This window comes from Nocardia sp. NPDC003726, from assembly GCF_053586955.1.
Genome location: NZ_JBSFNF010000019.1, coordinates 39,953 through 59,206, shown reverse-complemented (window position 1 = coordinate 59,206; position 19,254 = coordinate 39,953). Strand labels below are relative to the sequence as shown.

At 70.8% G+C, this 19,254-nt stretch carries 18 protein-coding genes; 11 read left to right on the top strand and 7 right to left on the bottom strand.

Annotation, left to right across the window (positions count from 1 at the left end):
• The first annotated feature begins 404 nt into the window (after positions 1–404).
• From ACWDMM_RS23600 to ACWDMM_RS23585, 4 genes are all read left to right on the top strand, one after another.
• Positions 405–2,849: an AAA family ATPase gene (locus ACWDMM_RS23600; RefSeq protein ID WP_357110083.1), complete on the top strand. Its 2,445-nt coding sequence runs from the start codon at positions 405–407 to the stop codon at positions 2,847–2,849.
• A gap of 7 nt (positions 2,850–2,856) precedes the next feature.
• Positions 2,857–3,345, top strand: a complete 489-nt coding sequence (locus tag ACWDMM_RS23595) for a hypothetical protein (protein WP_195082051.1) — start codon at positions 2,857–2,859, stop codon at positions 3,343–3,345.
• A gap of 216 nt (positions 3,346–3,561) precedes the next feature.
• Positions 3,562–3,951, top strand: coding sequence for a YchJ family protein (locus tag ACWDMM_RS23590; RefSeq protein WP_357110086.1), 390 nt, complete (start codon positions 3,562–3,564; stop codon positions 3,949–3,951).
• Positions 3,952–3,969: 18 nt separating this feature from the next.
• Positions 3,970–4,245 carry a SelT/SelW/SelH family protein gene (locus tag ACWDMM_RS23585; RefSeq protein WP_067804457.1) on the top strand — a complete coding sequence of 92 codons (276 nt, stop codon included), beginning with the start codon at positions 3,970–3,972 and terminating at the stop codon, positions 4,243–4,245.
• Positions 4,246–4,260: 15 nt separating this feature from the next.
• On the opposite strand, the gene ACWDMM_RS23580 is transcribed toward ACWDMM_RS23585, so the two are convergent.
• Entirely contained in the window at positions 4,261–4,482 is a 222-nt protein-coding gene (locus ACWDMM_RS23580; protein WP_195082049.1) for an FmdB family zinc ribbon protein, read from the bottom strand.
• 126 nt (positions 4,483–4,608) lie between these two features.
• On the opposite strand from ACWDMM_RS23580, the gene ACWDMM_RS23575 reads away from it, so the two are divergent.
• The gene (locus ACWDMM_RS23575; RefSeq protein ID WP_357110090.1) at positions 4,609–4,743 is read left to right on the top strand and encodes a hypothetical protein; all 135 of its coding nucleotides are present in this window, start codon (positions 4,609–4,611) and stop codon (positions 4,741–4,743) included.
• 211 nt (positions 4,744–4,954) lie between these two features.
• Positions 4,955–6,550, top strand: a complete 1,596-nt coding sequence (locus ACWDMM_RS23570; protein WP_357110093.1) for a carboxylesterase/lipase family protein — start codon at positions 4,955–4,957, stop codon at positions 6,548–6,550.
• A gap of 20 nt (positions 6,551–6,570) precedes the next feature.
• Here the strand turns inward: ACWDMM_RS23570 and ACWDMM_RS23565 are convergent, their stop codons facing one another.
• The 3 genes from ACWDMM_RS23565 to rfbD form a co-directional block, all read right to left on the bottom strand.
• The gene (locus tag ACWDMM_RS23565) at positions 6,571–7,650 is read right to left on the bottom strand and encodes a mannose-1-phosphate guanylyltransferase (RefSeq protein WP_195082047.1); all 1,080 of its coding nucleotides are present in this window, start codon (positions 7,648–7,650) and stop codon (positions 6,571–6,573) included.
• Positions 7,651–7,694: 44 nt separating this feature from the next.
• Complete coding sequence (locus ACWDMM_RS23560) at positions 7,695–8,591, bottom strand: glycosyltransferase family 2 protein (RefSeq protein ID WP_195082046.1); 897 nt, start codon at positions 8,589–8,591, stop codon at positions 7,695–7,697.
• A gap of 228 nt (positions 8,592–8,819) precedes the next feature.
• A complete protein-coding gene (rfbD, locus tag ACWDMM_RS23555; RefSeq protein ID WP_449939568.1) occupies positions 8,820–9,689 on the bottom strand; it encodes a dTDP-4-dehydrorhamnose reductase in 870 nt (289 codons plus the stop codon).
• Between the two features lie 243 nt (positions 9,690–9,932).
• On the opposite strand from rfbD, the gene ACWDMM_RS23550 reads away from it, so the two are divergent.
• The 3 genes from ACWDMM_RS23550 (at position 9,933) to ACWDMM_RS23540 (ending at position 13,489) form a co-directional block, all read left to right on the top strand.
• A complete protein-coding gene (locus tag ACWDMM_RS23550; protein ID WP_449939671.1) occupies positions 9,933–11,357 on the top strand; it encodes an LCP family protein in 1,425 nt (474 codons plus the stop codon).
• 3 nt (positions 11,358–11,360) lie between these two features.
• Positions 11,361–12,083 (top strand): TIGR03089 family protein, encoded by a 723-nt coding sequence (locus tag ACWDMM_RS23545; protein ID WP_449939567.1) that lies wholly within the window; start codon positions 11,361–11,363, stop codon positions 12,081–12,083.
• A 104-nt stretch (positions 12,084–12,187) separates the two neighbouring features.
• A complete protein-coding gene (locus ACWDMM_RS23540) occupies positions 12,188–13,489 on the top strand; it encodes a cytochrome P450 (protein ID WP_449939565.1) in 1,302 nt (433 codons plus the stop codon).
• On the opposite strand, the gene ACWDMM_RS23535 is transcribed toward ACWDMM_RS23540, so the two are convergent.
• Together ACWDMM_RS23535 and ACWDMM_RS23530 are read right to left on the bottom strand one after the other, a co-directional pair.
• Positions 13,490–14,191, bottom strand: coding sequence for a response regulator (locus ACWDMM_RS23535; RefSeq protein ID WP_195082043.1), 702 nt, complete (start codon positions 14,189–14,191; stop codon positions 13,490–13,492).
• A complete protein-coding gene (locus tag ACWDMM_RS23530; protein ID WP_397071454.1) occupies positions 14,188–15,759 on the bottom strand; it encodes a sensor histidine kinase in 1,572 nt (523 codons plus the stop codon). The genes ACWDMM_RS23535 and ACWDMM_RS23530 overlap by 4 nt, the downstream gene beginning before the upstream one ends.
• A gap of 122 nt (positions 15,760–15,881) precedes the next feature.
• On the opposite strand from ACWDMM_RS23530, the gene ACWDMM_RS23525 reads away from it, so the two are divergent.
• On the top strand, positions 15,882–17,240 hold the full coding sequence (locus tag ACWDMM_RS23525; RefSeq protein ID WP_195082042.1) for a cation:dicarboxylate symporter family transporter: 1,359 nt from the start codon (positions 15,882–15,884) through the stop codon (positions 17,238–17,240).
• A gap of 54 nt (positions 17,241–17,294) precedes the next feature.
• On the opposite strand, the gene ACWDMM_RS23520 is transcribed toward ACWDMM_RS23525, so the two are convergent.
• Complete coding sequence (locus tag ACWDMM_RS23520; RefSeq protein ID WP_449939562.1) at positions 17,295–17,510, bottom strand: DUF4287 domain-containing protein; 216 nt, start codon at positions 17,508–17,510, stop codon at positions 17,295–17,297.
• Positions 17,511–17,773: 263 nt separating this feature from the next.
• Here ACWDMM_RS23520 and ACWDMM_RS23515 point away from each other — a divergent pair, with 263 nt between their 5' ends.
• The gene (locus ACWDMM_RS23515; protein ID WP_195082040.1) at positions 17,774–19,243 is read left to right on the top strand and encodes a phytoene desaturase family protein; all 1,470 of its coding nucleotides are present in this window, start codon (positions 17,774–17,776) and stop codon (positions 19,241–19,243) included.
• The last annotated feature ends 11 nt before the right edge of the window (positions 19,244–19,254 follow it).

Here is a 19,254-nt window from a genome sequence, read left to right as displayed (position 1 = left end):
TTCCTTCATTGCTCGGTTGACCGGATTTCTACCCCAGCGCACCGACAAGTGCCGCCACCGGTGCGGCCTCGCGCGCGGAACCGCTTGTCCCGGTTCCGCATTCGCCGTTCGCGTAAATCTTGCGCCGATCGGGCCGCTCTGGCATTCTGTCCTGTTCGGCTCGACCGAGCCACCCGGACCGGGTGTAGACACCATCGAGGCTGCCCGCCGGGGTTGGCGCGAGGGGTGGACATCGAGACGCGGCGCAGGCGTTTCGATGACCATATCCATCCCCGCGGGCAGATTCGCTCGGGCACGATGCGCGATCCGGACGCTATCGGGTAGCGTTTCGCACAGCTTCGACAAGGCGCCGCGCACGGGGTCGGAGGACGTGCTGCGGCTCGATGGTGGAGGGGATTTTTCGCATGCGCCTGGATCCCGACGCTGTCCAGGCCGCCGGTTCCGCGGACGCGCCGCCGCGGCTCTCGGAGGTGGTGGCCAGGCGCCTGGCCGAGGATCCAGCGGTCACGCCGTCGGTCATGCGGACTGTGTTGCGCGCCCTCGGCGCCGCCGAATCAGCCGACGCCGCAACGGCATTCGATCACTCCGGGATCTTCCTCAGCGCCATCCGGGTGTGCGGCTTCCGCGGCATCGGCCCCGAGACCACGTTGCAGCTGCCGCCCGGGCCCGGCCTCACCCTCGTGGTCGGCCGCAACGGCAGCGGCAAATCCAGTTTCGCCGAGGCGGCGGAATTGGCCATGACCGGAGGCAACCGCCGGTGGGACGGTCGATCGGCGGCGTGGCGGGAAGGCTGGCGCAACCTGCACGACGGCACGGCCGCCCGCATCGAGCTGGAGTTGCTCACCGCGGGCGCCACGCCGCGCCTCACCATCGCCAAGGAGTGGGCGGCCGACGCGGACCTGCCGGACGCGCAGTGGACCCAGCGGTATCCGCCCGAGCCGCCGACGGAATTCGACACCGATCGCTGGGCCGCCCAGCTCGAGCTCTACCGCCCCTTCCTGTCCTACAGCGAACTCGGCGCGCTGGTGGACGGGAAGCCGAGCGATCTGTTCGACGCGCTGCACCAGCTGCTCGGCCTCGACGAACTCACCCTGGCGCAGGAACGGATCCGGATGCGCCGCCTCGAGCTGGAACGCGCCGTGCGGGATTCGCGTCAGGAACGCCTGGAACTGCTCGAACTGCTTGCGTCCGTGGCCGACGACCGGGCGGTGCGGGTCGCCGGGCTGCTGCGGCCCGCGCAGCCGGATCTGGCCGCGGTCGGCCGGGAAGTGCTCGGCGCGGTGGACGACCCGGCCGGACCGGACGGTCTGCGCGCGATCGTGCGGCTCGCGCTGCCCGAGGACGCCGAAGTGGAGGCCGTGGCCACCCGGCTGGAGGAATGGGGCGCTGCGCTCGCCGCGGGAACCACCGCCGACGCCGAAGCCGATCTGCGCCTGCTCGACCTGCTGCGCAAGGCGCGGGAACATCAGGCGGCGAGCGGGCCGTGCCCATGCCCCGTGTGCGGCCGCGGCGCACTCGACGCTGCGTGGGCCCGCGAGACCGATGCGGCGATCGAGCGGCTGAGCGCCAGGGTGGACGCGCTCACCACCGCCAGGGTCGAACTCGGCAACGCCGTGCGGGCCGCGCGGGCGCTTCCCGACCTCGTTCCCGCCGAGCTGGATTTCGACCCGCGCAACCCGCCGTCGGTCGACACCACGGCGGTGCGCGAGGCATGGGCCGAGTGGGCCGCGCTGACCACCGCCGAGTACACCGAGGACCTGCCCGCCCGGCTGCGCGCGGCGCACGCGCGCCTGGTGGACGAACTCGACCTGCTGCAACAGGGCACGCGCAAGGAACTCGACCGCCTCGACGAGGTGTGGACGCCGCTGGTGCCGCGGATCGTGGCCTGGCTGGAGGGCGCGCGCGAGGTGGCCGCGCACGCGCCGGAGCTGCGCACCGTGAAGAAGGCCGAGGACTGGCTGAAGTCGGCCACCGCGGGCCTGCGCGGCGAGCGCATGACGCCGCTGGAGACGACGGCCAGGTGGGTGTGGCGCACGCTGCGGCAGCAGAGCAACGTCGAACTGGGCGCGATCCGTCTGCAGGGCAACGCGGGCACCGCGCGCCGCGTGCTGCTCGACGTGACCGTCGACGAGGTGGACGGCGCCGCGCTCGGCGTGATGAGCCAGGGTGAGCTGCACGCGCTGGGCCTCTCGCTGTTCCTGCCGCGCGCCACGGTGGAGCAGAGCCCGTTCCGCTTCGTCATGATCGACGACCCGGTGCAGGCGATGGACCCGGCCAAGGTGGACGGCCTGGCCCAAGTGCTCGCCACGGTCGCCTGGACCAGGCAGGTGGTGGTGTTCACCCACGACGAGCGCCTCGCCGAGGCGGTGCGCCGGATGCAGCTCGACGCGACCGTGCTGGAAGTGCAGCGCCGCGACCGCTCGGTGGTCGAGGTGCGGGTGTCCAGCGACCCGATCCGCCGCTACCTCGACGACGCCCGCGCTCTGGTGCGCACCCCGCAGTTGCCCGCGGCGATCGCCGATGAACTGGTGGCCACGTGCTGCCGTTCCGCGGTGGAAGCGGCCAGTCTGGCCAGGGCGCGGCGCAGCTTGCTCGCCGCGGGCATGGACCACCAAGAGGTGGAACGCCACATCGATGCCGCGCATTCGACCCGGGCGAAGGTGGCGCTCGCGGTCTTCGGGGTCGGCAGTAGGGTCGACGACTTGAACAAGAACCTCATCGCGCGCGAGGGCCGGTGGGTGGTGGACGCGCTGCGCGACGCCACGGCGGGCGCGCACGTGCCGATCGGGCGCGATATGCGCGAGCTGATCGGTGAGACCGAGAAGTTCGTCGCGTGGCTGGCCCGGTGAGGCGCCGGTGACCGGGCGGCGCAGGCCGGTCGGCGCGCGCCGTGGCCCAGGGGGCGGCGGGCGCGCGACCCGGCACGGGCAGCGGGGGCGGAACAACGGCCCGCCCCGTTCGCGCGGGAATCGGCCGTCGGTCGCCGAGCGGCTGGAAACGGTCGATCTGCTGCTGGCGGGATCGGTGACCGCCGCGGGCGGGCTGTGGTCGAGGGCGACGGCCTGGATCCTGCGGATCGCGCTGGAGCAGGCCGTGGACGAACTGTGGTCGCGCCTGGCGCCCGCGCTGGTCCGCTGTCCGATGCGGGCGCAGTTGATCGCGCTGCGCGCCTTCGCGGGACCGGACGTGGCGGCGCGCGTGGCCGTGCTCTGGGCAGCGCTGTCGCGCGCGGCCCACCACCACGATTACGAACTCGCTCCCAGCGTCACCGACCTGCGCCGTTGGCGGGAGCAGACCGTCGCCTTGGCCGCGGACCTCGCGGCGGTGCAGGCGCGCCGGGATTGATTCCGGGTGGACGCCGGGTCGGCAAGACCGGCGGCAAGCGGATCGGCTCGGAAGCGGTGGCGACGTGCCTGCGGCGGGCGCCGTTCAGGCCGGAAGGATGATCATTAGCCGGAGATGGCGGGAAGCGTGTGCCCACGGAGACGCGTGTAGGCCGGACGGGCAAGGCGTGTGCGGATCAGGAGCAGAGATGGCAGTGGGGTTCGGAAAGGACGCGGCATGAATGCGGCGCGGCGATGCCCGTGTGGGCGTGGTGAGGCTTTCGACGACTGTTGCGGTCCGGTGCTGAGCGGCGAGCGTCCCGCTCCCACCGCCGAAGCGCTGATGCGCTCGCGCTACACCGCGTTCGCGGTGGGCGACGCCTGCTATCTGCTGCGTTCCTGGCATCCGCGCACCCGCCCGCGCGAGCTGACCCTCGATCCGGCCCAGCGCTGGTTGTTCCTCGAGATCACCGGGACCGATCGCGGTGGACTGTTCGACGACAGCGGCACGGTGGAGTTCGTCGCGCACTACCGGGACGCCGACGGCCGCGGCTCCCTGCACGAGACCAGCAGGTTCGCCCGGTCCGAGGGCGCGTGGGTCTACCTGGACGGCACGCACGAGGACTGAGCGGTAGCGTCAGCGGGCATGGCACGCGTCGCGATCGAGTACTGCACCCAATGCCGCTGGTTGCTGCGGGCGAGCTGGATGGCACAGGAATTGCTCAGCACGTTCGCCACCGACTTGGACGAAGTCGCGCTCCGGCCCGGTTCGGGCGGGGTCTTCCGGATCACCGTGGACGGCGAACAGATCTGGGAGCGCAAGGCCGACGGCGGATTTCCCGACATCGCGGTGCTGAAGCAGCGGGTGCGCGACCGGGTCGCACCCGAGCGCGACCTCGGTCACGCCGACCGGCGCGACTGACCCCGCGCCGGAATCTCAGCCGCAGCAGCCGCCACCGCAGCAGCCGCCGCCCGCCGGTGGCGCCGCCGGAGCCGGCGCGGGAGCACCGCCTCGGGAGACGGTGGCGAAGGTGGTCAGCAGCTTGACCGTGTCGTCGTGGCCGATCGGGCAGGTCGCCGGCGCCGACGACTCCGCCATCGGGCGGGAGACCTCGAACGTGTCGCCGCAGCTGCGGCACCGATAGCTGTAACTCGGCATCCGCTCAGTTTAGGGCTTGCGCCGCGGGCAGCTCGTCGTTCGGGGGGCGAGTCCTGGAGATGTCCGCGGGCTCGGTGGTGTTGCACGAGGCTCGCCACCGCGGCGGACCCCGATCTCATCGCGGTGGTGGGACCGTTGTCGCAGACCGGCACGCACGCACAGCTGCTGGGCGAGGACGGGCCGTATCGCCGATTGGGGGTCGCGTACGTGGGCGACGAGGCGGCGTCGGTCGGCGACCGGGAATCGGAGGCCGCGACCTGACCCCGCTCCACCCGCGCGACGGGAGCACCCTCCTGGCTATCGCAAGTTGCCGTGGGTTCCGGCGGTCGCCGTGACCGATTCGACACCGAGGCCCCGTCCGACGGCCTGAACAGCGGATGAATGGGAGTCGACGCGGCAATGTCATGGCATCGCGACGTTGTCGTCCTGATCTTCGACGTACTCTCGAAAAAGAAGTATGAGGAGGTCTGCGATGCGCGCTCAGTTCTCCGAGGCGGTGCCCGGTCCCGACGGTTGCGCCGAGCCCATCGCGCGAACGGCTTACGGCGACGTGCGCGGCGTGCGCGAAGGGTCGGTGTCCGTCTGGCGCAGCATCCCCTACGCGGCGGCCCCCACCGGTCCGGCCAGGTTCGCTCCGCCGCGGCCCCCGCAGCCCTGGGAGGGAGTGCGCGACTGCACCGCGTTCGGGGATATCGCGCCGCAGACGATGGGCACCATGGTTCCCATCGACTCGGGCCTGACCATGGGCGAGGACTGTTTGTGGCTCAACGTCTGGTCACCTCGGCCGGAAACCGGCGAGCCGACCCGTGGCGGGGAAACCGAACCGCGCCCGGTGCTGGTCTGGCTGCACGGCGGCGCGTACTGCCTCGGCACCGCCGCGCAACAGATCTACGACGGGCGCAAGCTGGCCGCGACCGGTGACGTGGTGGTCGTCGGGGTCAACTATCGGCTCGGTGCGCTCGGCTTCTTGGACCTGTCCTCCCTCGGCGCCGACTTCGCGCCGAATCTCGGCCTGCACGACCAGATTTCCGCACTGGAGTGGGTGCGCGACAACATCGCCGCGTTCGGCGGTGATCCAGGCAACGTCACGCTGTTCGGCGAGTCGTCCGGAGCGGGTTGCGTCACCGCGCTGCTCACCGCGCCGCGCGCCGCCGGGCTGTTCCACCGGGCGATCGCGCAGAGCCCGCCCGCGACCACCGTGTTCGGGCAGGAACGGGCCGCGAGGGTGGCGCGGCGGTTCCTCGAACTGATCGAGCTGCCCGCGACCAGGGCCGAGGAATTGCTGGACTGCCCGATCGAGCGGATCGTGGCCGCGGCGGGCGTCCTGCTCGACGAGATACCGCTGCGGGAACCGGGCCGGCTGGCCGCCGCGCCCGTGGTCGACGGCGATCTGCTGCCGACCTACCCGATCGACCGGTTCCAGCGCGGACTATCGCACCGGGTGCCGTTGATCATCGGCACCAACAAGGACGAGGCGTCGCTGTTCCGGCTGCTGCGCTCGCCGATCATGCCGGTGACGCCGGACGCGGTGAACGCGATGCTGCGTGACGTCGCGGCCGGTCACCCTGAGCTGTCCGCCGAGCGCATCGCCGAGATCACCTCGGCCTACCCGGACCTGAACAAGGCGCGCGGCGCGCTGGCGATGTCCACCGACGCGGCGTTCCGGATGCCGGCGCACTGGGTGGCCGACGGCCACGCCGAGCACTCGCCCACCTGGATGTACCGCTTCGACTACGCCACCCCCATGCTCAGGGCGGCCCGCGTCGGTGCTGGTCACGCCACCGAATTGCCTTACATCTTCGGCAATTTCGGCACGCTGAACCTCGACCCCACCTTCTGGCTCGGCGGGCGCAAGGCGGCCATGGAGGTCTCCGGGCGCATGATGCGCCGCTGGCTGGCCTTCGCCGCGCACGGCGTGCCCGCCGCCCTCGACGGCTCCAAGCACTGGCGGCCCTACCGGCTCGGAGCCCGCGCCACGCTGCTCATCGACAGCGTCGATCGGGTGGTCGACGACCCCGACCGCGACCTGCACACCGCCTGGGGGCAGCAAGCCGTGGGATTCTCCTAGCCGCGTGCGGGGTCGGGGCCTCAGACGTCGGTGGAGAAGCGGATGCCGCCGTCGGGAATCTCCACGCCGGGCCAGACGCGGGCGCCGCGCAGCAGTTCGCAGCGTGCGCCGATGTTCGCGCCGTCGCCGATGACGCCGTCGCGGACCAGTGCGCGGGGACCGATGCGCGCCCCGAAGCCGATGATGGTGCGTTCGACGGTGGCGCCGGCTTCGATCACCGCGCCGTCGAAGACGACCGCGCCGTCCAGGCGCGCGCCCGCCCCGATCTCCGCGCCGCGGCCGACGACCGTGCCGCCGATGAGCAGCGCGCCGGGAGCGACGCCTGCGCTGGGATGCACCAGCGATTCACCGCGCTGCCCCGGCAGGGCGGGGGAGGGCGCGATGCCGCGAACCAGGTCGGCGGAGCCGCGGACGAAGTCCTCGGGGGTGCCCATGTCGCGCCAGTAGGAGGCGTCGACGTAGCCCTGGACGCGGGCGCCCTCGGTCAGCAGCGCGGGGAACACCTCGCGCTCCACCGACACCGGGCGCCCGGCCGGGATCTTCTCGATGTACTCGCGGCGGAAGACGTAGCATCCGGCGTTGATCTGATCGGTCGGCGGGTCCTGGGTCTTCTCCAGGAACGCGGTGACCCGGCCGTCCGCGTCGGTGGGCACGCAGCCGAACGCGCGCGGGTCGCTGACCCGGACCAGGTGCAACGTCACATCCGCGCGGGTGGACTCGTGCGTGTCGAGCACCGCGCCGAGGTCGGTGCCGCCGAGCACGTCGCCGTTGAACACCATCACGTTGTCCGCGCGCAGCTTGGGCAGCACGTTGCGGATCGCGCCTCCGGTGCCCAGCGGCTCGGTCTCGGTGACGTACTCGATCTCCAGGCCCAGCTCGGAGCCGTCGCCGAAGTGCTCTTCGAACACCTCGGCCTTGAACGACGTGCCCAGCACCACGTGGGTGATCCCGGCCTCGGCGATCCGGGCGAGCAGGTGGGTCAGGAACGGGAGCCCGGCCGTCGGCAGCATCGGCTTGGGCGCCGAGAGGGTCAGCGGCCGCAGCCGCGTTCCCTGCCCGCCGACCAGGATCACCGCGTCGGTGCCTGCATTTCCTGCCATCGAGCTCCCCTGTTCACAAGGTCGTTTCCTGCCGGCGTCGCCGGTCACCCGGCGTCGCGCGCCTGCTGGCGCAGGGCAGATCGAACCGCAATCCGTGAGCGGATCGCAAGTCCGGCCCGCAGCGCCAGCCGCAGCGGAGCCTGCCACCAGTGCGGATGCCGGTCGGCCTGGAACCGGTAGGCGCTGGCGTGGTGGGCGGGCAGCATCTTCTCGGGATGACGTCCCGCCGCGTGACCCTTGGCGTGGGTGACCTCGGCGTCCGGCACGAAAACGTTGTGCCAGCCCGCCTTGCCCATCCGGTCACCGAAGTCGACGTCCTCCATGTACATGAAGTAGCGGGAGTCGAAGCCGTCGATCGAGTCGAACGCCGCGCGCCGCACCAGCAGGCACGAACCCGACAGCCAGCCGACGGCCCGCTCGGAGATCTCCTCGTTCTCCTGCCGGTAGCGGCGGGTCCACGGGTTGGACTTCCACACCGTGCCCAGGATCGCGTGTCCGGCGCCGTCCAGCAGGCCGGGCACCCGGCGGGCCGACGGGTACACGCTGCCGTCCGGCTCGAGCACCAGCGGCCCGAGCGCGCCCGCGCGCGGCCAGCGCTTGGCGGCGGCGAGCAGTTTGTCGATGGAATCGGTGCCCCAGCGGATGTCCGGGTTGGCGATCACGATGAACTCGATCGCCGGATCGATCTCCGCGACCGCCCGGTTGATCGCGCCGCCGTAACCGATGTTGCCGCCGGTGCGCAGCAGCCGCACGTGGGAATTGGCCTCGGCGACCAGCTCCGGCACACCGTCCACCGAGCCGTTGTCGGCGAGGATCACCTGAGGTTTCTCGGCGGTGGCCCCGGCTAGCGTGCTGATGAAGTGCTCGAGGTGTTCACCCGGCGAGTAGGTCACCGTGACGACGGCCAGGCCCGCGGGCGCGGCGGATGCGGAATCACTCACGACAGCCAACCTTAACGGGCGCGGGCGCGAGCCGTCCCCCGATAGTCCGCGCATGGTCGCGGGGATGGCGGACCGCGCCGCGGGCAGGCAGTCGGAAGGCGTGTGCCGATGATTCGCTCAGGGCTCCCAGTGGTGTCTGGAGACCTGATGACAGCAGTCGCCGGGCGTGTGCTGATGATTCGCGGTTGGCCGCAGCAGCGGCGGAGGGCTTGATTGAGGAAGGTCGCCTCAATCGGACCGCCGCGCCAGGGCGTCGCTCAGCGCGGCCTGCCAATCCCGCAGCGGCGTGAGCCCCGCGTCGTTCCAGGCCCGCGGCGACAGCACCGAGAACGCCGGGCGCCGTGCGGGTCTGGGGAACGCGGAGGAGTCGCACGGCCGGACGCGTTCGGGATCGGCGCCGACCCCGGCGAACACCGCGCGGGCGAGTTGGAACCGGCTGGCCCGTCCGGCGTTGGTGGCGTGCAGCACCCGTGGCGCGTCCGGTCTGCCCGCCAATTCCAGCAGCGCGGCGGCCAGGTCGGCGGCGTAGGTGGGAGAGCCGACCTCGTCGTCGACCACGTCGACGGTGTCGCGTTCGCGCTCCAGCCGCAGCATCGTGGCGACGAAATCGCCGCCGCGCCCGGTGTATACCCACGCCGTGCGCACCACGTGCGCGTCCGGGCAGCGGCTCAGCACCGCCTGTTCGCCCGCGAGCTTGGACGCCCCGTACACGGAGGTCGGTCCGGTCACATCGGCAGTGTCGTACGGCCGATCGTGGGTACCTGGAAAGACGTAATCGGTGGACAGATGGATCAGCCGGGCGCCGACGTCAGCGCAGACGCCTGCGAGCACGGTCGGTCCGGTGGCGTTGCCCGCGTACGCCGCCTCGGCTTCGGTCTCGGCCAGGTCGACGGCGGTATAGGCGGCGCAGTTCAGCACCACGTCGCCGGGCGCGAGTACCGCGCGCACGGCGGCGGGGTCGGTGATGTCGAGTTCGGCGCGCCCGTAGCCGCTGGCGGCCGGAGCGAGACGCCGCAATTCCCGGCCCACCTGTCCGTTCGCCCCGGTGACGACGAGGCGAGCGGGCACGGTGGACGCGGGCGCGGTGGGGTCGGTCACGGGCGCAAGTCTGGCACGCCGCCACGTTCTCGGTTACGGCCGTTCGCGACCACCTTTCGATAGCCTTGTGCTATCGGGTGATCCCGAAATCGGGCGGGGCGAGCGGTAACCAGGGTGGCGGATCGGTTGCGCACGCGTCGCCGGTACACCGAGTTTCGGCGAGAGGATGCGGACTTGTCGCAGCGGAGGGGCACATCGGCGGCGTCGCGGGCGACCGGGTCCGGCGACCGAGCCTTCGGGCCGTTGCGCTCGCTCGCCGTGGCCGCCGCCGTCACCGTGCTGGTGCTCACCGGTTTCGCCTGGCACAGCGTCGACGGGCTGGTCGCGAACATCGAGCGACTCGGCGATCTCGGCCTGGGCGGCAGTCGCGACGGCGCGGTGGACATCCTGCTGGTCGGTGTGGACAGCCGCACCGACGCGCACGGCAATCCGCTCTCGGACGCCGAGCGCGCGATGCTGCACGCCGGCGACGAGGTGGGCACCAACACCGACACCATCGTCCTGCTGCGCGTGCCCAACGACGGACGCTCGGCCACCGCGATCTCGATTCCGCGCGATTCCTACGTCAACATTCCCGGCCTGGGGATGGGCAAGATCAACTCCGCCTACGGCGCGACGAAGGCGACCCAGTTCCAGAAGCTCCTCGACCAGAGGGCCGCCAACGACGAGGCGGAGCGGCAGTCCACTCAGGCGGGCAGACAGGCGCTGATCAAGACGGTGGCCGGGCTCACCGGCATCACCGTCGACCACTACGCCGAGGTGAGTCTGCTCGGCTTCGCGCTGCTCACCGACGCCGTCGGCGGAGTCGAGGTGTGTCTGAAGAACCCGGTCGACGAGTGGATGTCCGGCGCCAGGTTCCCCGCGGGACGGCAGCGGCTGGACGGCCCGCGGGCACTGAGTTTCGTGCGCCAGCGCCACGACCTGCCGCGCGGCGACATCGATCGCATCGTGCGCCAGCAGGTGTTCATGGCGCAGCTGGTGCAGCAGGTGCTCAGCGCGAAGACGCTGGGCAACCCGGCCAAGCTCCAGCAACTCAGCGAAGCGGTGGGGCGGACGATCGTGCTGGACGAGGACTGGGACGTGCTGGCCTTCCTGCAACGGTTGAAGGACCTGTCCGGCGGTCAGGTGAAATTCGAGACCATTCCGGTCGCCGACCTCAACGGCGAGACCGGCAACGGCGAATCGGTGGTCAAGGTCGAGCCCAAAGCGGTCAAGTCCTACGTCGCCTCGCTGGTCGGCGACAACCCCGCCCCGCGCAATGCCGAGACGGGCTTCGATCCCGCGACGGTGACGGTCAGCGTCTACAACGCGGGCGGCATCGGCGGGCTCGCGGCCGAGGTCGCGCAAGCATTGAGCGCCAAGGGTTTTCGCCAAGGCACGGTGTCCAACTACACCGGCACTCGCGTCACCGGCAGCCGGGTGCTCGCGGCGGACACCGCGAGCCCGAAGGCGCAGGCGGTGGCCAAGGCGCTCGGCGGGCTGACGGTGCTCGCCGATCCGGCGCTGTCCCCGGATTCGGTGAGTGTCGTGCTGGCGAGCGACTATTCTGGTCCGGGCTCGTCGGCGAGCCGGATGTTCGATCTGTCCGGAACGTCGACCGCGGCCACACCAGTCCCGCCCGCTCCACCGATCGACGCAGGCCAGAACGGACCGAAATGCGTGAACTGAACCATGCGTGACATCGACCAGGCACATACGCTCACCGAAGCGGTACTCGATCCCATCCTCGCCCGCGAACCCGCAGGCCCGCGCGTCACCTACTACGACGACGCCACCGGCGCGCGCATCGAGTTGTCCGGCGCGACGCTGGCGAACTGGGCCGCCAAGACCGCCAATCTGATTCGCGACGAGTTCGGCCTGAGTCCCGGCGCGCGGGTCGCGGTCCTGCTGCCTGCGCACTGGCAGACCGCCGCGGTGTTGCTTGGCTGCTGGTGGGCGGGCACCGAGGTGGTGCTGCAGCCGGACCGGGACGCCGATCTGGCCCTGGTCACCCCCGACCGCCTGGACGACGCCGACGGAGCGGGCGAGGTCGCCGCGCTGTCGCTGGACGCCATGGGTTCGCCGGTGCGCGACCTGCCGGTCGGCGTCACGGACTTCGCCACCTCGGTGCGCGTGCACGGCGACCAGTTCCTCCCGCGCGGCGCCGGCGTCGCGCTCGACGGCATGCCGGTCAAGGAGGTGCTCGCCGAGGCGCGGAAATCGGCCGTGCGCCAGGGCTTCGCCGAAGGGGACCGGGTGCTGTCGAGCACGCCGTGGGACACCCCGGCCGAACTGATCGACGGATATCTCGCGGTGCTGGCCGCGGGCGCGTCGCTGGTGCAGGTGGTCAACCCCGATCCGGCGCTGCGTGAGCGGCGCATCGCTTCGGAGCGGGTGACCGCGCAGCGCGGCTGAGCCGCTCCTACCACGGTATAAGCGCCGGATCCGACCTGAGGACGTTCCACAACCGCGCACGGTTCCGTACGGTGGACTCATCGCCACGACGACGAGGTTGGACTATGAAGCCGCATTATTGGTTCCGCTGGTTGTCCGTGCAGGGCGCGCCTCGTCTCGTCCTGCGCACGCAGGCGCGCCGCGGTGATCCGTTCGCCGAACTGATGGCAGGCCAGGCCGGCTTCGACGACCCCTATCCGCTGATCGAGCGCTTGCGCGGCGAGACAAGGCTGCTGCGCACCCCGATCGCGTTCGCGACCTTCGACCACGAGCTGTGCCGCTCCATCCTGCGCGACAGCCGCTTCGGCGTGCGCACCACGGAGAGCTTCAACATCCCCAAGCCGTTGCGCAAGCTCGCCGAGCGTTTCCCGCTGCCGCCGAATCCGGTGGAGCCGCCGTCGATGCTGGTGATCGACCCGCCGGAACACACCGCGATGCGCAAACCGGTGGCATCGGCGTTCACCCCGCGCGCGATCCGCAGGCTGCGCGACCGCGTCGAGACGGTCACCGCGGAATTGCTGGACGGTCTGCCCTCCCACGGTTCCGCGGACCTGATCCACTCGTTCGCCTCCCAGGTGCCGATCGCCATCATCTCGGAGATGCTCGGCTTCCCGGACGAGGACAAGGCGCTGTTCCTGAACTGGGGCGACCAGATGACGCCCCTGCTCGACGTCGGTATCCCGTGGCGCGCGCACCGGAAGGCGATGCGGGCCATGGAGGTGATGAACGACTATCTCGACCGGCACATCGAGCGGTTGCGCCGCGAGCCGGGCGAGGACATCCTCAGCAGCCTGGTCACCGCGGGGGAACTGGACTCCTACGCGCTCAAGGCCACCGCGAGCCTGCTCATGGGCGCAGGCTTCGAGACCACGGTCAACCTGATCGGCAACGGTGTCGCGCAGTTGCTGGCCCATCCGGATCAGCTGGAGCGGCTGCGCGAAGAGCCGGAGCTGTGGCCCAACGCAGTCGAGGAGATCCTGCGCTTCGACTCCCCGGTGCAGACCACGGCGCGCACCGCGCTGACCGACGTGGAGATCGACGGCGTCCCGGTGCGCGCGGGCAACACGGTGGTGCTGTCGCTGGCGGGCGCCAATCGCGATCCCGCGGTCTTCGCCGATCCAGGACGGTTCGACGTCGGTCGCGAGAACGCGAAGGATCACCTGTCGTTCAGCAGCGGCGTGCACGTCTGCCTGGGAGCGAGCCTGGCTCGGATGGAAGGCGTGTACGCGCTGCAAGCCCTGTTCGACCGGTTCCCCGACCTGCGCCTGGACGGACCGCTGCGGCGGCGCGCGTTGTTCACCCTGCACGGGTACGAGCGGATGCCGGTGCACCTCGGCCAGCGCGCGCAGGCCCCGGAGCCGGTCTGATCAGCCCGTGGTCTTCCACACGTAGCGGGTCTTCGGACGTCCGGCCCGGCCGTAGTCGGAGCGGCGGACGACCAATCCGTCATCGGCGAGCTTCTCCAGATAGCGCCATGCGGTGATGCGCGAGACCCCGATCGAGGTCGCGGTGTCCGCGGCGGTCACGCCCTCGGCCTCGGCCGCGCGCACGGCGCGGGAGATCTCGTCGAGAGTCTGCGGCGCGACGCCCTTGGGGGTCGTCGCGCGCTGGTCGGTGGTGCGCAGGGCGCTCAACGCCCGGTCGATGTCGTGCTGGGAGATGGCGCTCTCACCGGCCGGCAGCGCGGTGCGGAACTCGCGATAGCGGTCCAGCTTGTCGCGGAAGGCGGCGAAGGTGAACGGCTTCAGCAGATACAGCACGACGCCGTGCGACACCGCCGTGCGCACCATGGCCAGATCCCGCGCGGACGTGATCGCGATGACGTCCGGGCGCGGCGCGAGACCGGTCAGCGCGGCGGCGACGTCCAGGCCGCTGGCGTCAGGGAGACCGATGTCCATCAGCACCAGGTCGATCGGTGTGCCCTCGGCCGCCGCGTCGGCCGCCGCGCGCATCGCCTCGCGCCCGGTGTGGGCGATGCCGACGGGTGTGAATCCGGCGATGCGCTCCACATAGGCGCGGTGAGCCTCGGCTATCAGCGGCTCGTCCTCGACGATCAGCACACGGATCATCGTGCCTCCTTTCGTGGGATCGTCACGGTCACCGCGCTTTCGGGATCCCGTTCGGTGCGAATGCTTCCCCCGTGCCGGGCCACCAGCCGGTGGACCAGCGCGAGACCGAGCCCGTGGTGGTCGGCCTTGGTCGAATAACCACGCTGGGACGCACGCGCGAACATCTCCGCCGACATCCCCGGACCGCTGTCGGCGACCCGGATGTAGAGCGTGGAACCGTCTCCCGCGTCCGCTCGCTGGTGGCGCAGCGTGACCTCCACCCAGCCGGACGTGCTGTCCGCCGCGGCATCGATCGCGTTGTCGACGAGATTGCCCACCAGCGTGACGGTTTCGTGCGGCGACAGCGGGTCCACCGAGTCGAGCGCGGTGTCGTCGGTGATGGTCAGCTCGATGCCGCGTTCGGCGGCCTGGTTCACCTTGCCGAGCAGCAGCGCGGCCAAGGCGGGCGCGCCCACCGCGGCGAACAGCCGATCGATCAGCGACTGGGACAACTCGAGTTCCGCGGTGGCGAACTCGACGGCCTCGCGGTGGCGGCCCAGCTCGACCATGGTGACCACGGTGTGCAACCGGTTGGCCGACTCGTGCGCCTGCGCCTGCAACGACGCGGCGAAGCTGCGCACCGAGTCGAGTTCGCCCATCACCGCTTGTAACTCGGTGTGATCGCGGATGGTCATCACGGTGCCGATCGCCCGGCCTTCCCATTCCACGGTGTCCTGGTTGACCAGCAGGATCCGGTCGGTGGTCACGTGCATCTCGTCGCGGACGGTGCCCCAGCTCATCCGTTGCAACGACAGCGGCAGGTCGCTGCGGCGCACCTCGCCCGGGGGCAGGTCGAGCAGGCGGCGCGCCTCGTCGTTGACCACTTCGGCGTCCTCGCCCGACGCGCCGAACACCACCAGGCCCTCGTGCACCGAGTGCAGCACGGCGTCGTGGTGCTCGTACATCGCGCGCAACTCGTCGGGCGCCAGGCCGTGCGTTTGCCGACGCAGCCTGCGGCTCAACAGGAACGAACCACCCGCGGCCAGCACCAGCCCGGCCCCAGCGACGCCGAGGATCACCGGGAACTGGGTGGCGACCTGGTCGCCGATCTTCGCGCGGGTCACCCCGGCGGAGACCAAGGCGACGATCCGCCCGTGGTCGTGCACCGGCGTCACCGCCCGGATGGACGGACCGAGCGTGCCGGTGAACGTCTCGGTGAAGGTCTCGCCCGCCAGCGCGCGATCGATGGTGCCGCTGAACGGCAGTCCGATCATCGCGGGGTTGGTGTGCGTGTAGCGGGTCCGGTCGGGCGCCATGACCACGATGAAATCCATGCCGGTCTCGTGCCGGATCTCCTCGGTCACCGGCTGCAGCAGCGCCGTCGGATCCGGACTGCGCAGCGCGTCGATGGTCGAGGGCGCGTCGGCCACGCTCACCGCGACGTCGGTGACCTCCCTGGTGGTGGTGACGTCGCTGTCGTGCCTGGCGTCCAGCACCGCGAGCACAACGCCGATCCCGATCATCAGCGCGAGCACGACCAACTGGAAGACGAACGCCTGCCCGGCGAGGGAGAGCCGACCGCGTCTCACAAGCTCTTCCTCCGCTGAACGTAATGCACCAAACAGTGACCGGGATCACCCGGCCGACCATCATTCTGCCTGGAAGGCGCGAGCCGCCTCGCGCCGGTACCTTTCGAAGGGAAATCCTCGCTATGAGCGACTCGACTCGAACGCGGCACGACCGCACCCATTGGCTGTATCTGGCCGTCATCGTGGCTGTGGTCGCCGGCGTCCTCGTCGGCTGGCTGGCGCCGGGCGTCGCGCAGTCGTTCGCTCCGCTGGGGACCATCTTCGTCAACCTCATCAAGATGATGATCGCTCCGGTCATCTTCTGCACCATCGTGCTCGGGATCGGCTCGGTGCGCGCCGCGGCCACCGTCGGCAAGGTCGGCGGGCTGGCCATCGGCTACTTCCTGGTCATGTCGACCATCGCGCTGGGAATCGGTCTCGTCGTCGGCAACCTGGTGCAACCGGGTACCGGACTGAATATCGCCACGTCGGCCAAAGCGGGTCACACGCTGGCCGATACCGCCCACAGCGCGGGCGGGACCTGGGAATTCATCCAGAACATCGTGCCGTCGACGCTACTGTCCTCGCTCACCACCGGCAACGTGCTGCAGGCGCTGTTCGTCGCGCTGCTGGTCGGATTCGCGGTGCAGGCCATGGGCGCGACGGGCGAGCCGATCCTGCGCGGCGTGGCGCTGCTGCAGAAACTCGTGTTCCGGATCCTGGTGATGATCCTGTGGCTGGCGCCGGTCGGCGCGTTCGGCGCGATCGCCAACGTGGTCGGCAAGACGGGTCTGGATGCCGTGGCGAAGCTGGGGACGCTGATGCTCGCGTTCTACCTCACCTGCGTGGTCTTCGTCTTCGGCGTGCTCGGCACGCTGCTGTGGGCCGTGTCCCGGGTGTCGATCTTCAAGCTGGTGCGCTACCTCGCGCGGGAGTACCTGCTGATCGTCGCGACCTCGTCGTCGGAATCGGCGCTGCCACGGCTGATCGCGAAGATGGACCACATGGGCGTCGAGCGCACCACCGTCGGCGTCGTGGTCCCGACGGGCTATTCGTTCAATCTCGACGGCACCGCCATCTACCTGACCATGGCATCGCTGTTCATCGCGGAGGCGATGGGCAAGCCGCTGTCCATCGGGGAGCAACTCGGGCTGCTGGTGTTCATGATCGTCGCGTCCAAGGGCGCCGCCGGCGTCACCGGCGCCGGGCTGGCCACGCTGGCGGGCGGGTTGCAGAGTCATCGGCCCGAGTTGCTCGACGGCGTCGGCTTGATCGTCGGCATCGACCGCTTCATGTCCGAGGCGCGGGCGCTGACCAACTTCTCCGGCAACGCGGTCGCCACGGTGCTGATCGGCACCTGGACCAAGACCGTCGACGTGGACCGGGTGCGCGAGGTGCTCGATCGCGAACTTCCCTTCGACGAGCGGACCATGGTCGACGACGGCCACGGGACGCCGGCGCAGGCGCAGGAATCCGAGACCAAGGATCTGGTCGAGGCGTAGCGCGCGCACGACGAAGGGCTCGCGGGATCCGCGGGCCCTTCGTGATGTCCGGGGTCAGGCCGTCCATTTCTCCGGGTGCAGGTAATGCTGGGTGAGGGCGCTGGCATGGCCGTGCCCGAACCCGTGCTCGGTCTTCAGCCACTCGACCAGCTCCTTGTGCGAGCTCGAGCCGGTCTCGCGCATGGCGGCCTTCCATTCCTCGATGGTGCGGCCGTACTTGGCCTCGATGGAGGGGAAGTAGGACGCGGGGCCGTGCGGCTTGGTCGCCATTGGTCGATCTCCTTGCTCGTCGTGCGTTCGATGGTGCAGACGGGACGGATGCCGCGAAGTCATCGGATTGCCGGGAGAGTGACCGGGATCATGGTCGCCTGGAGTTGCCCGCACGGCCTGGCCACACTGCACCGGAACGGACGGCTGACCACGGAACCGCGAATTCGGCGCCTGACCCGGTGGTGGCGGAATGGCTCGCCGCCGTGGGCGCGGCGCGAGCCTGACGGCCGCGTCGGCGAGCCCGCCGCCGGTAGCGTGGGGGTATGGCTGATGTGGTGGTGGTCGGCTCCGGACCGAACGGCCTCGCCGCCGCGGTGATCCTGGCCCGCGCGGGGCTCGCCGTGGAGGTGTACGAGGCCGAGGCGACGGCAGGCGGTGGATCCCGTACGGCGGAACTGACTTTGCCCGGTTACCGGCACGACGTGTGCGCGGGCGCGCATCCGATGGCGGCGGCCGCACCGCTGTTCCGCGCGTTCGACCTGACCGCGCACGGCGTGGAGTTGCTGGCCCCCGAGGTCTCCTACGCCCATCCGCTCGACGGCGGGGTGGCCGGGCTGGCCTGGCGAGACCTGGAACGGACGGTCGACGACCTCGGTCCCGACGGTCCGGCATGGCGCGAACTGTTCGCTCCGCTGGTGCGGCACTGGCCGGACGTGGTCGACCTCGCGATGTCGGATCTGCGCCGCATTCCGTCCGGGCTGGCGACCTCGATCCGTTTCGGCCTGCGCACCCTGGAGCAGGGCTCGCCGCTGTGGAACATCAGATTTCGTGACCAGGTCGCACCCGCCTTGCTGACCGGCATCGCCACGCACGCGATCATTCCCCCGCGCGCGATCACGGCCGCGGGCGCGGCGCTGCTGCTCGGCACGCTGGCCCACGTCGGAGGCTGGGTGATTCCGCGCGGCGGCAGTCAGGCGATCCCCGACGCGCTCATCGCCGAACTCGAACGTCTCGGCGGCCGGGTGCACACCGGTCATCGCGTCGACTCCATCGACGAGTTCGCCTGCGCCCGCGCCGTGCTGCTCGACCTCGCCCCGGCCGAACTACTGCGCATCGCCGGGCACCGGTTACCCGCGCGGTACGCGAAGCGGCTGCGGCGTTTCCGGTACGGCGGCGCCGCGTGCAAGATCGACTTCGCGCTCTCCGGGCCGGTGCCGTGGCGGGCCGACGGCTGCGAGCTCGCCGGAACGGTGCACGTGATCGGCACCCGCGCCGAGGCCATGGCCGCCGAGCACGCCGTGGCCATGGGAAAACACGCCGAACGGCCCTACGTGCTGTCCATCCAGCCCGGTGTGGTCGATCCAACGCGCGCGCCGGCGGGCGGCCACACCTTCTACACCTATGCCCACGTGCCCAACGGTTCGACCCGCGACGTGAGTGAGGAGGTGATCGGCCAAGTCGAGCGGTTCGCCCCGGGGTTCCGCGACCTGATCGTCGCGAAGAACGTGATCACAGCGGCGGAAATGCCCGCGCACAACGCCAACTACATCGGCGGCGACATCTCCGCGGGCGCGATGACGCTGCGCCAGTTCGCGTTCCGGCCCGCGCCACGCTGGAACCCCTATGCCACACCGATTCCCGGCGTCTACCTGTGCTCGTCCGCGACGCCGCCGGGTCCGGGAGTCCACGGCATGTGCGGGCTGCACGCCGCCCGGCACGCCCTGCACGACCGCTTCGACGTCCGCACCGACCCGCTCGATCTCCTGCGCGCCCCGGCGGTCCAGCACCGCTGAGCGCTGCCCGC